13 protein-coding genes and 1 pseudogene are annotated in these 14580 nt (G+C 61.9%); 6 read left to right on the top strand and 8 right to left on the bottom strand.

All coding sequences use genetic code 11. The features are described 5' to 3' along the window. The first annotated feature begins 163 nt into the window (after positions 1–163). The 5 genes from colR to ACP7CJ_RS09090 all read left to right on the top strand — a co-directional run bounded on the left by colR (position 164) and on the right by ACP7CJ_RS09090 (position 3933). Positions 164–847, top strand: coding sequence for a two-component system response regulator ColR (colR, locus tag ACP7CJ_RS09110; RefSeq protein WP_046382217.1), 684 nt, complete (start codon positions 164–166; stop codon positions 845–847). After that, positions 837–2117: a sensor histidine kinase gene (locus ACP7CJ_RS09105; protein ID WP_426100156.1), complete on the top strand. Its 1281-nt coding sequence runs from the start codon at positions 837–839 to the stop codon at positions 2115–2117. The genes colR and ACP7CJ_RS09105 overlap by 11 nt, the downstream gene beginning before the upstream one ends. A 187-nt stretch (positions 2118–2304) precedes the next feature. Then, positions 2305–2985: a class I SAM-dependent methyltransferase gene (locus ACP7CJ_RS09100; protein ID WP_276194666.1), complete on the top strand. Its 681-nt coding sequence runs from the start codon at positions 2305–2307 to the stop codon at positions 2983–2985. A gap of 4 nt (positions 2986–2989) precedes the next feature. After that, the gene (locus ACP7CJ_RS09095; protein WP_276194665.1) at positions 2990–3709 is read left to right on the top strand and encodes a lipopolysaccharide kinase InaA family protein; all 720 of its coding nucleotides are present in this window, start codon (positions 2990–2992) and stop codon (positions 3707–3709) included. Next, on the top strand, positions 3706–3933 hold the full coding sequence (locus tag ACP7CJ_RS09090; protein WP_276194664.1) for a hypothetical protein: 228 nt from the start codon (positions 3706–3708) through the stop codon (positions 3931–3933). The genes ACP7CJ_RS09095 and ACP7CJ_RS09090 overlap by 4 nt, the downstream gene beginning before the upstream one ends. Positions 3934–4037: 104 nt before the next feature. Here ACP7CJ_RS09090 and ACP7CJ_RS09085 read toward each other — a convergent pair whose 3' ends face one another. From ACP7CJ_RS09085 to ACP7CJ_RS09075, 3 genes are read right to left on the bottom strand one after another with little or no spacing between them, the layout of a single operon-like run. After that, positions 4038–5135: a DUF1513 domain-containing protein gene (locus tag ACP7CJ_RS09085; RefSeq protein WP_426100284.1), complete on the bottom strand. Its 1098-nt coding sequence runs from the start codon at positions 5133–5135 to the stop codon at positions 4038–4040. Between the two features lie 2 nt (positions 5136–5137). Further along, positions 5138–6202, bottom strand: a complete 1065-nt coding sequence (locus tag ACP7CJ_RS09080; RefSeq protein WP_247399748.1) for an imelysin family protein — start codon at positions 6200–6202, stop codon at positions 5138–5140. Positions 6203–6233: 31 nt separating this feature from the next. Beyond that, positions 6234–7661 carry a di-heme oxidoredictase family protein gene (locus tag ACP7CJ_RS09075; RefSeq protein ID WP_426100155.1) on the bottom strand — a complete coding sequence of 476 codons (1428 nt, stop codon included), beginning with the start codon at positions 7659–7661 and terminating at the stop codon, positions 6234–6236. A 140-nt stretch (positions 7662–7801) separates the two neighbouring features. Between ACP7CJ_RS09075 and ACP7CJ_RS09070 the strand changes: the two genes are divergently transcribed. After that, the gene (locus tag ACP7CJ_RS09070; RefSeq protein WP_276194662.1) at positions 7802–8365 is read left to right on the top strand and encodes a nitroreductase family protein; all 564 of its coding nucleotides are present in this window, start codon (positions 7802–7804) and stop codon (positions 8363–8365) included. 45 nt (positions 8366–8410) lie between these two features. Here ACP7CJ_RS09070 and ACP7CJ_RS09065 read toward each other — a convergent pair whose 3' ends face one another. From ACP7CJ_RS09065 to ACP7CJ_RS09045, 5 genes and pseudogenes are all read right to left on the bottom strand, one after another. Next, the gene (locus ACP7CJ_RS09065; protein ID WP_426100282.1) at positions 8411–9166 is read right to left on the bottom strand and encodes a methyl-accepting chemotaxis protein; all 756 of its coding nucleotides are present in this window, start codon (positions 9164–9166) and stop codon (positions 8411–8413) included. A gap of 102 nt (positions 9167–9268) precedes the next feature. Further along, positions 9269–10408: pseudogene (locus tag ACP7CJ_RS09060) on the bottom strand (HAMP domain-containing protein); the annotation flags it as partial. Between the two features lie 276 nt (positions 10409–10684). Beyond that, positions 10685–11086: a YbaN family protein gene (locus ACP7CJ_RS09055; protein ID WP_426100154.1), complete on the bottom strand. Its 402-nt coding sequence runs from the start codon at positions 11084–11086 to the stop codon at positions 10685–10687. 99 nt (positions 11087–11185) lie between these two features. Then, on the bottom strand, positions 11186–11794 hold the full coding sequence (locus tag ACP7CJ_RS09050; RefSeq protein WP_276194660.1) for a biliverdin-producing heme oxygenase: 609 nt from the start codon (positions 11792–11794) through the stop codon (positions 11186–11188). Positions 11795–11935: 141 nt separating this feature from the next. Next, positions 11936–14497, bottom strand: a complete 2562-nt coding sequence (locus tag ACP7CJ_RS09045; RefSeq protein ID WP_426100153.1) for a TonB-dependent receptor — start codon at positions 14495–14497, stop codon at positions 11936–11938. Between the last annotated feature and the right edge of the window lie 83 nt (positions 14498–14580).

The raw sequence follows: 14580 nt of genomic DNA, 5'->3' as shown, positions 1-14580 counted from the left end.
ACACTGTAATCAGTTTGTGAAGCTATAGTGAAAAACTCATTCGGCGCCCCAATCGGTTGAAAACCTTTATTGACCAACGGTTAGGCTCTATCCCTGAGCATCACTTGGCCTTAAGCTGCGCGAGCCAACACACGGCTGGCACGAAAGTACGGAGACACTGCCCATGCGAATTTTATTGGTTGAAGACAACCGCGATATTCTGGCCAACCTGGCGGATTACCTGGGGCTCAAAGGCTACACCGTGGACTGCGCGCAGGACGGTTTGTCGGGCCTGCACCTGGCCGCCACCGAGCACTACGACTTGATCGTGCTCGACATCATGCTGCCTGGCATCGATGGCTACACCTTGTGCAAACGCCTGCGTGAAGACGCGCGCCGCGACACGCCGGTGATCATGCTCACCGCCCGCGATCAGTTGGATGACCGGCTGCAGGGCTTCAAGTCCGGCGCCGATGACTACTTGCTCAAGCCGTTTGCCCTGTCGGAACTGGCCGCGCGCATCGAAGCCGTGCTGCGCCGCGCCCACGGCGGCGGACGCCGTGCCCTGCAGGTGGCCGACCTGCATTACGACCTCGATACCCTGGAAGTCACCCGAGAAGGGCGCCTGCTCAAACTCAACCCGGTGGGCCTGAAGCTGTTGGCGGTGTTGATGCAGAAAAGTCCCCACGTACTGCGTCGGGAAATTCTCGAAGAAGCGCTATGGGGGGATGATTGTCCCGACAGTGACAGCCTGCGCAGTCACGTCCATCAGTTGCGCCAAGTGATCGATAAACCTTTCGCCAAACCATTGCTGCAAACGGTACACGGTGTGGGTTACCGCCTGGCCGAGGGTCGTGATGGAGTTTAAGCAAAGCCTTGCCCAGCGGATCATCATCGCCTTTGCCTTGATGAGCGCGTTGGTGGCAGGCGCCTTCGCCATAGGTATCATCGCGACGGTGCATCTGGTGGAAGAGAAGCTGATTTCGGCCGGTTTGGGCGGCGACTTGCAGCGCCTGCTGCTGATGGACAGCGTCGAAGACTGGAGCCACCGACCCGAGCCGGATCAGTTGTTCTATTTCAGCGGCGGGCGCGGGGATTTTGAGCTGCCCAAGGACCTGCGGCACCTGGAACCCGGTTTCCATGAAGTGTTCCGCGAGGCGTTGTCGTACCACGCCATGGTCGAAGTGGTTGACGGGCGGCGCTATGTGCTGCTGCAGGACCAGAGTGATTTCGAAGAACGCGAGCGCGTGCTGTTCGCGGTGGTGCTGGTGGGCTTCGTGCTCAGCCTGGCGTTGGCGGTCTTCCTTGGCTGGGTGCTGGCCCGCAAGGTGATGGCACCGGTGGTGCGCCTGGCGCGCCAGGTGCGTCATCGTGACCAGTTGCTCGGCCTGGCGCCGCCCCTGGCGCCGGATTACGCTGCTGATGAAGTGGGCGAGCTGGCCGTGGCCTTCGACGCCACGTTGGGCCGTTTACGCCAGGCACTGTCCCGCGAGCAGTTGTTTACCAGTGACGTGAGCCACGAATTGCGCACGCCGTTGATGGTCCTGGCCAGTTCCTGCGAGTTGCTGCTGGAAAACCCGGCCATCGACGAGCGCGGGCGCAACCAGGTGCTGCGCATCGCCAGGGCCTGCGAAGAAATGCGCGAACTGGTGCAGACCTTCCTGATGCTGGCGCGCGCCCAGCACAACGACGCCACCATGTCGCCCCGAGTAACCCTCATACAGGTGGCGGATGATTTGCTTGGCCTCTGGCGCGAGCCGATCGAGCATAAAGGCCTGCAACTGATCTATCAGCCGGGCAACCCCCTGGACACACGCTACAACACCACCTTCCTGCATGCGGTGATGGGCAACTTGCTGCGTAATGCACTGCATTACACCGAGCAGGGCTTTATCCGACTCACCTTGGAACCGAGTGGTTTTGTTGTGGAAGACTCTGGCGTCGGCATCCCCGAAGACAAGCGCGAAGCCATGTTCGAGCCCTTCGTGCGCGGCAGCGAAAAGCGCGGTGAAGGCCTTGGCCTGGGGTTGTCGCTGGTGCAGCGTATCTGCGAGAACCAGGGCTGGAGCGTCAGTTTGAGCACCATGGAGCCCAATGGTTGCCGCTTTCACGTCCAGTTGAGTCAGGTCAAACCCTGATCTTCCGTGCTACCGCTGTGCTGGCAACGATCGGTGTAATTCGACGAAGATGGCCCGTTAACATTATTTATGTCTGTAAAGTCTTGAAATGTATGAGCGTGGACAGGACAAGTTTTTCACAACGAGTTGACCTGTTGGTCACACTTCGCAACCTAAGGTCGTAGGCATCAGTAAACGGAGACGTAAGATGCCTACCCCGATTAAGCTCGAATTTTCCGATAAGTACGACGATGAGCATGCGCAGAATTATTTGCTCAAGCATCAGGACAATTTGGCTCGCCGGCTGTCCCACAAACGTGACGAGCAATTGGCACGCGGCGCATTGGCCATGGCCGGTGAGCCCGGCCTAGTCTTGGACCTACCTTGTGGTGCTGGGCGTTTCTGGCCGCTGCTGGCTGAAAAACCTAACCGGGTGATTATCGGCGCCGACAATTCGGAGTCGATGTTGAAGGTCGCGACGTTCTCCCAGCCGGCGGATGTGGTGAAACGGGTACGACCCTTGCAGACATCGGCCTTTGATATCGATTTGCCAGATAACTCGGTCGACAGCATCTTCTGCATGCGCCTGATGCACCATATTGGTGATCCTGAGCACCGGCTGGCGATACTGCGGGAATTTCATCGCGTTACCCGCGACAGCGTGATCATCTCGTTGTGGGTGGATGGCAACTTCAAGGCCTGGAAACGCAAGCGTGTCGAAGTAAAACGTCGTAACAACGGTGAGCAGGGAAGTTACCAAAACCGGTTTGTATTGCCGGCGGCTACTGTAGAGGCAGAGTTTGAGCAAGCCGGTTTCCGTGTTCAGGAATCCCTGGACTTCATCCCGCTCTACGCCATGTGGCGGGTGTATGTATTGCGCAAGAGGTAACAGGATGGCAGTTGAGTGCGTAGCAGGCAGTCACGTAGCTCCCGAAGAGCGATTTGATTATTTCTGGCGCCTGCAGGGCGAGTGGGTCGAAGAGCCCAATCGTCGGCGCGGTGGTGAAAGTGGTGTGCAGCGTGTGGCGGGCCCCACCGGGCGCCTGCTCTACAGCAAGCGTCAGACCGGGCATATCTACCGCAGTTGGCTCCATCCGTTTGGACGCCCGACTGTGTTGCGCGAACGGGATGCCATCAAGGGCCTGCGCTCGTTGAATGTGCGGGTGCCGGAGATGGTGTTCTGCGAGGCGCGTCGTGATCCGCAACACCAATGGAAGGCATTGTTGGTGACGGCTTCGCTGGACGGTTTCGACGAAATCGAAAAATGGTACGCCGCCGGTGGCCGTGAACAGTACGGTGAGGCGGTCCATGAGCGCCTGCTCAAGGAACTCGCAGCGACGTTGGCGCGCATGCACAAGGGGCGCTGGCAACATGGTTGCCTGTACATCAAGCATATCTTTGTGCGAGTCACGGGTGAGCCCGACTCGGCCACCGTGGAAGTCGCGCTGCTGGACTTTGAGAAGTGCCGCCAGCGCCTGACCGCTTATCGGGCGGCCTCCCATGACATGCTGCAACTGCGCCGCCATTCGTCGTGGAGCGATGGCGACTGGGCAAAACTCAGCTACTTTTACGAGACGGCGTTTGGCAGCGCTATCAAGGGTTTAACCAAATGAAGCTAGAAATAGCTCGAGGTCTGTTTCTGGTCGGGGCGTTGGGCGTTGCTGCCCTGGCCCTGGTTGCATGGGAACAACCTCGGACACAGGTCCTCAGTGCGGTGCAAAGCGGCGGGCAATGCCTGCTGCCGCGCATCGCGAAGGCGACGGTGACGGTCAAGCCCGATCATGACCTACTGTTGTTCATGTTCGGGATGTCACGAGGGGTGGGGCCACAAAGTTGAAACGATCGAAACCACCCGAAAAGGGCCTTGTGAAACGAGGCCCTTTTTTTCGCCTGCGATCTGGCTGTCAGGCGCAGTGCGGGATTAGCCTGAGCGGCTGACCGTCAGATCAGATGCAGATGGTTATCCCAAAGCCCTGCCGGCAATTCCAACGGTTTTGCGATCAGTTGTTCCTGGCGACAGTCATAGAATCGACAGCGCCCCTGGCCGGATGTCACGACAAACCCGTCCGCTACCGCACCCACACCCGCGCAGTCCGGCAAAGGTCCGTCCAGGCGCAATTTGCCGCTGTCCATGTCCCAGATAAAGAAGCGGTTACCGCGCGGCGCGGTCAATGCCACCAGGCGCAATTCGCTGTGTACCGCGACGCTGGCGGTGTAATGCCCCATTGCCTGCAGTTGCTCATCGGCCACCGGAAATGCCACGAATGGCTGCCCCGGCCGCTTGATCGCGAGCAACTCGGAACGCTCCTGAGACGGCCCCATGAACTGCTGCCCGGTGAGGATGGTGCCATCGCTTGCGATGCCCATATGGCGCACGCTATTCATCGGCTGGCCGAGGGTTTCCTTGCTGATCAGGCTGCCGTCGCGTTGCATCAGCACCAGGCTCGGCTCCATGGCGTTGAGGTTCATGTCCACCCGGCTTTCGGCCTCGGTGCGGATGCCGCCGTTGGCCACCACCAGGGTTTCGCCGTCGGGCATCCACGACACCTGATGCGGGCCGATGCCATGGGTGGAAATCTCGCCGCTGTGCACCAGCCGCTCGCCTTCGAACCGGTACACACCGAGCAGGCCACGGCCCGGGTCGGAGGTGTCGTTTTCGGTGGCGTACAGCCAGTCGCCACTGTTGTGAATCACCGCGTGGCCATAGAAGTGCCTGCCAGCGTTCGAGCTGATGGTTTGCAGCAGCGCGCCATCACGCAGGTCGATCAGGTAACTCTCGGTGCCCGGGCGACGGGCGACAAACAGCGCGATCGGCAGCGTCGGGTGGTTGATGATGTCGTGGCAGCGCTGACCGACCTGCGTGGCGAACACCCGCTGGCCGTCCAGGCGATAGCCAACGGCATAGTGTTTGCCGTCTGCATCATCGCGCGCCGACAGCAGCAGCGGGCCCTTGTCTTTGTGCTTGAACAACGTCCAGCCGCCCAACGTGAGTGCGCCGAGCAGCGCGCTGCCAATGGCCAAAGCCTGTCGCCTGAGCATCATCAGTCACCGTCGTTGGCGTTAAAGCCCAGTTGGATGCCCAGCGCCTTGGCCAACTCGCCTTCGTGCAGGCGGTGGACGACGTTGAGGCTGTCGTAGAGATCGTTGAGCTGTTGGCGCCCGGCGTCGTCACCCAACAGTTCGTTGAGGGTGCGCTGGTTGCTGGCGAACAGTTTCAGGGATGCGGCGTAGGCGGCGTCGATCTTCTCGGCCAGCGCCTTTTGATCGGACGGCAACAAGCCCCGCAGGCCTTTGTTGTCGACGCCGACCCATACCGTCTGGGCCGCAGCGAGGCTGGCCTCCAGACTTTGCAGGGACGACTGGCTGCGCCACGCATCGGCCTGGAATGGCTGCGGGATGCCCTTGGTCTGGCGACCCATCGGCGTGCCGAGCTTTTTCTTCAGGGTGTCCAGTGCGGTCACTTGCACGCGCAGCAGGTCGGCGATGGCTTCGTGGGAATCAGCGTAACGCTGATTGGGAAACTTGCTCATCTGCGCGAGCATGCCGTCGGTGCTGTTCCAACTGGCGAGGATCTCTTCGGCCAGGGCTTTCTGGCGCTCGCCGATGGCCATTAGCAGCGGGCAGTACCGGGCTTTCTGCGCGGCGTCGGCGATGTCGGTCTTGGCGTCGTAGAGGATGTATTCATAGGCCGACAGGCCCTGCACCACCACGCTGGACTTGGCCAGGGCAGCCGCATCGATCTGCGGCTGGGCGGTGACCAGTTGCTCGACCTGGCGACCCACGAGGTTTTTCTTGTCGGGCCAGAACTGCACCTGCCACGAACGGTTGCCCTCGGCCAACGGGCCGATCAGCAGCGGTTGCAGCTCGGCCCAGGCTTTTTGGGCGTGAAGGAAGTCGGCGCGTGCGGTGTCCAGGCTTTCCTTGCCTTGGCAGTACGCCAGGGCACTGACGGCCAATTGGCGGTCGGCTTCCACCCAGCGGCTGTAGGTCGGCAAGATCACTTGCTTGGCGATGGCTGCCGAGGTCACCGCTTGTGGGTCTTGCGGTGAGCAGGCGCCGAGGGCGAGGGCGGCCAGGCTGGTGAACAACAACTTGGGACGGAACATGTCGAGCTCCCTTCGGTAAGTGGGTCGAGGCTTATAGAGAATTCAGGAACGTCAGCAGCGCAGCGCGCTGTTCGGCATTAAAAGACAACACATGCTGCTGCGCCGCGTGTGCTTCACCGCCGTGCCATAGCACGGCTTCCAGCAGGTTGCGGGCGCGGCCGTCATGCAAGAACTGGGTGTGGCCACTGACGGTTTGCGTCAGGCCGATGCCCCACAACGGCGGCGTGCGCCAGTCGCGGCCACTGGCCTTGAATTCGCTGCGGTGATCGGCCAGGCCGTCGCCCATGTCATGCAGCAGCAGATCGCTGTAGGGGCGGATCACCTGGTTGGCCAGTTCAGGTTCGGCGGCATTGGCTGGCGTGGTGAACGACGGCGTGTGACAGCCCTGGCAACCGGCTTGGTAGAACAGGTTTTTCCCGGCCAGCACCTGGGGCGCGTTGACGTCGCGACGCACGGGCACCGCCAGGTTGCGGGTGTAGAACAGCACCAATCGCAGGATGTTATCGCTGACTTCCGGTTCGCCATCGGGACCGTTGCCGTTGGGCGCCTGCTTGCAGGCGACCTGGGCGTCAGTGCAGTCATCGACGGGCTTCAGCGACGTGGTGAGGCCCATATCACCGGAAAAGGCGTGAACGTTTTGTTGATTGAGGTTGGGTTGCCCGGCTTTCCAGCCGAAACGTCCGAGCACGGTTTTCTGCCGGGCGTCATCCCAGACCCAATTCGCGCGGCCGACGATGGCTTCCTTGTCGGCGGTCTTCGGGTCGGTGTTGCGCAGGATGTCCGCGTCGGCAATCGCTTCGAGCAGGCCCAGGCCGATCATCGGCGGGGCGATGCGTGCGGAGAAACGTGTGTCCGGATGCATCGGGCCGTAGCCGAGTTGGGTGATTTGCAGGTTGGGCTTGCGCAGTTCGACGACGCTGCCGTCCTTGAACGTGACGTTGACCGGCGTGTAGTCGACCCGCACCTTGCCCTCTGGCGTCACGCCGGGTATGGCCATGTCCTGCAATTGCCCGCCGTAGACCGGCTCGGGCACTACGCCGAGGTGCTCGATGAGCTTGGCATACGGCGGCGCATCCGGGATCGACAGGCGCACCAGCATCGACACCGCGTTCTGCGCGTCGGCCAGCGGCGGGTGGCCACGGCCGTCCTTGATATGGCAGTTCTGGCAGGCATTGGTGTTGAACAGCGGCCCCAGCCCATCGCGTGCGGTGGTGGTGGACGGCGCGATCACCCAGGGGCTGCGGAAGAAACTATTACCGACGCTGAAATCCAGGCGGCGGGTCGGCGACAGGTTGGCCGAGGGTAGGGAAAAGGCATTCTGGTCGCGCTTGTTCACCGTCGTTGTACCGCCGGCCCGCGCTTCTCCCGGCTCAGCCTGGGTAAACCGGGGGGCGTCATCGCAGGCAGCCAGGCTCATGGCCATTAGTCCTGCAGACAGGCAAAGAAGCGAACGGAACATCGAGTTTCCTGAAAAAAGGCGAAAAACAAGGTCGCAAAGTCTAACAGGGCGGGGCGGTTTGAATAATAGCAATTATCGTTTGATGGCATGCCGATTCATTCCCGCTAGAATGACCGCACATTTTTCTCTGGAGGTGGCCAATGCAGGCTCTCGACGCTTTGCTCAACCGTGTTTCCGTGCCGCGCCTGCTGGAACCGGCACCGACCCAGGAGCAGCGTGATGTGCTGTTCGCCGCGGCCATGCGTGCGCCGGACCACGGCCAGTTGCGTCCTTGGCGGTTCCTCACCGTGGAAGGCGCGGCCCGTGAGCAGATGGGCACGTTGCTGGTCGAAGCCGCCCGCCTGCAAGACCCCGACGCCCCGCAGGCCGCCCTCGACAAGGCCCAGAACGGCCCGATGCGCGCGCCGCTGGTGGTGGTGGTGATTGCTCGCCTGCAGGAGCATTTCAAGGTGCCGAAATCCGAGCAGTTGCTGGCGGCGGCGTGTGCGGCCCATGGCATCCTGCTGGCGGCCTACGCCCAGGGGATTGGTGCGGTGTGGCGCACCGGGGATTTGTCCTACTCGGCCCATGTGGCCAAGGGCCTGGGGCTGACGGCGGGAGAGGAGGTGATCGGCTTCTTGTATCTGGGCACGCCGCAGAACCCACCGCGTACCGCGCCGAAAGAAGACTTGGCGGCGTTTGTGCAGGCTTGGCCTGGTCTCTAAATGTGTAGGGAGCAAGCTCCCTCCCACATTGGTCCTGTGGTGTTTTTACACCTTGAACTGATCCATCAACTTCATCTGCTGAGTGGCCAAGGCATTGAGTTGGCTGCTGATGGCCGCCGACTCCGTGGCCTGGCCGGTGAGGGTCTCGGTCACGCTGCGGATCGCCGACACGTTGCGGTTGACCTCTTCGGCCACGGCGCTCTGTTGTTCGGCGGCGCTGGCGATCTGCAGGTTCATGTCGCTGATCACCGTCACCGCGTCGCTGATCTTGCCCAGCGCCTGAACGGCCTGATGGATCTGCCCGGCGTTGCTCTGGGCCTGCTGCTGGCTGGAGTGCATGGTCGCCACCACGCCACGGGTGCCGTTCTGGATGCGTTCGATCACCTGACGAATTTCCTCCACCGAATCCTGGGTGCGTTTGGCCAGGTTGCGCACTTCGTCGGCCACCACCGCAAACCCGCGGCCGCTTTCCCCGGCGCGTGCCGCTTCGATGGCGGCGTTGAGCGCGAGCAGGTTGGTCTGCTCGGCAATGCTGCGAATCACTTCCAGCACTGAACCGATCTGCTCGCTGTTGACGGCCAGTGCTTCGACTTCGCTCACGGCCTTGCTGACTTCGTCGGCGAGGGTGGTGATATCGCGGGTGCTCTGCTCGATGATCGACATGCCTTCGCGTGCCGACTGATCGGCCCCGCGCGCCGCGTTGGCGGCGTTGGAGGCGCTGTTGGCCACCTCATGGGCGGTGGCGCTCATTTCGTTGGACGCCGTGGCCACCTGGTCGATCTCGCGGAACTGCACCTGCATGCCTTCGCTGGTCTGGCGTGCAATGGCCGAAGACTGGTCGGCCGTGCCACGGGCCTCGGTGATGCTTTGCTTGATCTGCGCGATGGTCGGTTGCAGCTTGTCGAGGAAGCGGTTGAACCAGTTCACCAGTTCGCCCAGCTCATCTTTCTTGGCATAGGCCAGGCGCTGGGTGAGGTCGCCGTCGCCGCTGGCGATGTCCTTGAGCATGGCGGCCACGCTGTTGATCGGCCGGGTCACGCCGGTGGCGGTCAGCCAGATCAGCAGCAGGCCGAGCAATGCCGCGACGGCCGCCACCAGCAGAGTCTTGAGCATGCCGCTGGCCTGGGCCTTGTCGAGTACGGCTTGCAGCTTGACGTTGTCGGCCAGCAGCACGGCCTTGGACAACTTGATCACCACGCCCCAGGACTTGGCATCGGCAACCGGCTTGACCGGGTACACCGCGCGAATGGTGTCGTCCTGTTCGCGGATCATGCGCGTGTCACTGGCCAGCAGTTGCACGATCTCTTTGCCTTCGGCGCCCAGGATATCGATGAGGTTCTTGCCGACTTTTCCTGACTCGCCACTGTAGGCTGCGATCAAACCGGAGCTGGAGAGAATCTCCACGTGCGCCGCACCGTTGAACAAGTCTTTCTGCGCCGCATCGGTTGCTGATTGCAGAGTGTCGAGGGCGATATCGACGCCCAGGACGCCGATGACTTTACCGTCCAACAGCAGCGGCAGGGCGATGGTGGTCATCAACACAGTCTTGCCGGCCACCGTGTCTTCATACGGGTCCAGCAGGCAAGTGCGGCGGGTGTCGCGTGGGCAGGTGTACCAGATGTTGTAGGGCGTGCCATTGAGGTTGGCGGTGGTCTTGTTCAGGTCATCTTCGACCATGACGGTGTTCAAACCTTCGCCGCCAGCGCGGCTCCAGTAGCTGGAGAAACGGCCTTTTTCGTTGGAAGCCCGCGCCTTGTCGTCGACAAACTCGCTGTCCTTGCCCTCCAGTCCGTTGGGTTCGAACGCCAGCCAGATGCCCAGCACCTTGCTGTTGCGTTCAAACGCGGTTTTCAGGCTCTGGTTGAGTTCTTCACGCAACGCGCCGGGTTCGAGGGAGCGCTTGGCGGCCAGGTTGCGCAGGTCTTTGACCTGGTCGGCGAGGGCGGTCACTGCCACCAGGCTGTCGCCGAAGGTTCTCTGTAATTGCACCGCTTGTTCGGCGGCCTTGGCTTGCAGCAGTTGTTCCACGCTGGCGGTGAGCATTCGTGAGCTTGAGTCGCTGACCAGCGCGTCGTTCTGCGCGGTGTTGTAAATGTTGATACCGACCACCAGCGCAATCACTCCCAGCAGGCAGAGGCCGGACAGCAGGACGATTTTCAAGCGGATGGAGAGGGTATCGAACATAGGTTCACTCACGAATGGACTTGTTGGTATGCGAGCTGGGCCAAGTCCATTCGGCGCATTATCCGGAACATCGGCGCAACCTGAGCTTTCATGAGCGGTAAGCGATGAGCGGTCGGAGAGTGCCTACATCCAGCGTTATATAGGGCGTGCGAGCCGTTCCGGACGGGACCAGATCCACAGGTTGCCCAGGCTCATTCCGGCGATGGCCAGGTAGATCGGCCAGCCGTGATCGAGCATCACCAGCATCAGGCCGGCGCAGAGCAGCATGCTGGCGGTGGCGCTGATTTTGGCGCGGCGCGTGATGATCTTGCCGTTGCGCCAGTTGAACAGGATCGGCCCGAACAGGCGGTGGTTTTCCAGCCAGGCGCTGAGGCGCGGCGAGCTTTTGGTGGCGGCCCAGGCGGCCAGCAGGATGAATTCGGTGGTGGGCAAGCCCGGCACGACAATCGCCACCAACCCGATGCCCAGGCTGACATAGGCCAGCAGGCCGAAGAGGAGCTGGGCGATTTTCGAGGTGGATTGGGGTTTGCCGGTCATGGGTGCGTGCAACGTAGGGATAACAAAAAATCGGCTTGGAATGAGATCTAATTGTGGGAGGGAGAAAGCCCCTCCCACCGATCACATTTCAATCGAGTATCAGGCCAGTTCAGGGGCTGTAGCGTAAGCCTGTTCGAGCAACACCGTGAAGCGCATAAACGCATTGATCGCGCCTTTTTCCACAGCGGCTTCTTCTTCGGCGCTGAATTCCAGGCTGTCGAGGGTGCGGGTGAAGCGCTTCCAGCCTTCGGCGCGACCGCCGGCCGGCTCGCCGAGGTGGCGGGCGCCGAAGGTTTCGCTCAGGCCCAGGCCCACGGCACGCTTGATCAGGAACGCGGCGCCCAGCTTGGAGCCTTCGGAGACGAACAGCCAGCCCAGGGCTTCGGCTTTGCTCGGGTTCTGCACGGCGCCGGGGACGGGGGCCGGGACGTCGGTGCCCAGGTCGGCCAGGTCCAGCCTGGCGGCGTCGGCGCGGCAGCGTTCGGCCAGGTCGGGAACGATCTTGATCAGGTCGGCATCGTTGTACAGCGCCACTAGTTCCGACTGGAACAGGTACTGCGCCACCACGAAACGCGCGAAGTTGGGCTGGGTTTCAAACGGCGCGTGCGCCTTGACCAGCGCGTCGAGCCGGGTGTGCGGCGCGGTGGTGATCTGGTTCAGGCGCTGGGAGCGCAGGCTTGGGCGTTCTGCGGAAGGAGAAACGGTCATGAAAAAGTCCTTGAGAAGGGGAGCGCCGTGATGCCCTGGGGCGTGGCTGGGCGGTTAGTAACTAGACGAACAAGAAGACGCGGCACAGTAAAAAATCCTCACCTCATCGCTGATTAATTCCGACGAGGCGAGGCGGGTTGATCAGATGTCCCAGACCACATTGATCGCGAAGTTGCGACCGGGCTGGGTCAGGCGGTCAAGGTTGGCCGGGCCGGTGACACTGGCTTCGCCGACGCTGTCGTAGCTGCGCACGTCATCCCAGTTCCAGTACTTCTTGTCGGTGAGGTTGTAGAGGCCGCCGTTGAGCGTCACGTCTTGGGTGACTTTGTAGAAGGCGGTCAGGTCGACCACACCGAAGCCAGGGGGCTTGAACGGGCCGTCGGTGCTGCCGTCGGGAGCGTGGAAGCTGCTGCTGTCGACGCGATCCTGCTTTTTCACCAGCGTCCAGCTCAGCAGGCCACCGTAGTTGTCCTGTTCGTAACCCAGGCCGAATACGCCTTTGAGTGGGTTGACGCTGTTCAGCGGCTCGCCGCTATCGTCGTTGCGCCCATAGGCGTAGGCAATCGACCCCTGGGTATACAGGCCCTGGGGCGCGCCGAAGGCATCGAGGTTCAAGCGGCCCTTGGCTTCCGCGCCCTTGATGGTTGCGCGCTTGATATTGACCGCCTGGAACTGTTCGACGGTGCCGCCGACGACCGCGTTGTCTTCGTCGATAAAGTCGCGGTACTTGGTGTAAAACACCGCGATGTCGAAGGAGCCCGCGTCGAACTTGCCGCGAATCCCGGTTTCAATGCCTTTGCTGGTTTCCGGCTTGAGGTCGGGGTTGGGCTCGACGGTGTAGCCCAGGTTCAGGTTTTCAAAGCGTCCGTACAGCGCTTTGGCCGAGGGCGTGCGGAAGCCTTCGGCGTATTGGCCAAACACGGTGTAGTGATCGGTCAGGGCGTAAGTCAGGCCGAACTTGGGGGTGACACGGTGCCAGGTTTTTTCCTTGTCGCTCACCGGGTATTGGCCGGTCGGGTTGACGCTGCTGAGGAATTCCTGGGTCAGCTTGGGTTTGAGCCGGGTGTAGTCATAACGCACGCCGGGCAGGAAGGTCCATTTGTCCCAAGCGATCTGATCCTGGGCAAACAGCGAATAGGTGTTGATGGTTGGGTCCGGGAAGTCGCTGGTCTTCGTCACGCTGTCGCTGGCCGTTGGGCTGGGCGCGCCAATGGCTGTGCAACCGGCGCCGACGGCGAGGCAAGTGGCCGCGCCCTCGCGGGAGCCAGTGACTTTCTGCTGCTTGAGCGTGGTGCCGTAGGTCACTTGGTGATCGGTCTCGCCGAGGCTGAAAGCCTTGTCCAACTGGGCATCGAATATCCACTGCTTTTCTTCGTAAAGCGTGTCGCGGGTGCGCAATACCCGACGGCCCGCCTGGTAGATTTCTGCGGTGGTCTGGTCGGTCTTGGCGATCTGGTAATTGAGGCTGGTCTTGATGCGATCAGCCATGGGCGAGTCGAGGGCGAAGGTGTTTTCCAGGCCGAAACGTTCGCGGGTGATGGTGTCGTTGCCCCGTCGGTCACGGTAGAGATTGAAGCCTTGGCCGCCGACGAACGGGCCTCCCACCGCATTCTTCAGGTTGACGTCGCGATCGTCCTTGTACTTCTCGTAAGTCAGGCCCAGACGGTTGTCATCGCCATAATTCCAGCCCAGCTTGGCCAGCACGTTGGTGGTGCGCGCCTCCTCGGGGTTGGCGCCGGTGCGGGCCAGGCCGGTGGCGTTGTTGCCGTCGTAGGCTTCGGTTTCATGGCCATTGCGTTGGCTCAGGTGCAGCAAACCGTCGACGTCCTGCACGCGGCCGGCGACGGTGGCGGAGGTCAGCCAGCTTTCATCGGCGGAGCTGTAGCCGGTCTTGAGGCGGGCGCCGATGTCCTGGCCGGGTTTGATGATGTCGTCCGGATCGAGGGTGAAATAGCTCACCGCCCCGCCGATGGCGCTGCTGCCGTACAGGGCCGACGCCGGGCCGCGCAGGATTTCTACGCGCTTGACGATTTCCGGGTCGACGTAGTTGCGACGGGTCTTGGCGTAGGGGCCGTTGAAGAAGTTGTCCGGCACTTCCACGCCATCGACCTGGGTAAGGATGCGGTCGCCGTCGATACCGCGAATGTTGTAGCCCGCGTTGCCGGCGCGAGTGCCGGCGCCACCGACCGAGACGCCGGGTTCGTAGCGCACCAACTCACGGATGTTGTTGACGTTCTGGCGGTCCAGCGTTGCACGCTCATGCACGCTGACGGTGTTCGGTACGCTGTTGACGTCCTGCTCGTTACGAGTGGCGCTGATGGTCAGCTGTTGCAGGTTGAGGACGCTGCCAGCAGCGCGCTTTTCCAGGGCAATGCTGTTGTTGCCGAGTTTGCGGTAGCTCAGGTTGGTCCCCACCAACAAGCGCTCCAGGGCTTTTTCCGGCGACAGCGCACCGCGCACGCCAGGCGACGACACACCCTGGCCCAGCTCGGCCGGCAGGCCGACTTGCCAGCCGGTCACGGCGGTGAAGGCATTGAGTGCCGCAACCAGCGGCTGCTGTTCGATGCTGAAGCTGTAGTTGCCGTGGCTGCGGGCGGTGGGTTCGGCGGCGGCGACCATCACCGGCGTACCGGCCAGCAGGATGGCGGCGGTCAGCAAGGACAGCACGGGTGAAGAAGACCGGCGATTGAAACGAGAAGACATCGAAAGCGCTCCGGAGATACGAATCTTATAGTTGCGAACCAATTCAAATGGGAATCAGTTGCATTGGCTAAGACGAGACGTAC

The organism is Pseudomonas sp. PSPC3-2 (assembly GCF_049897085.1).
Classification (GTDB): Bacteria; Pseudomonadota; Gammaproteobacteria; order Pseudomonadales; family Pseudomonadaceae; genus Aquipseudomonas; species Aquipseudomonas paraveronii.
Note: the sequence above shows the minus strand (reverse complement) of the source record. Positions and strands in the feature narration are given on the sequence as shown.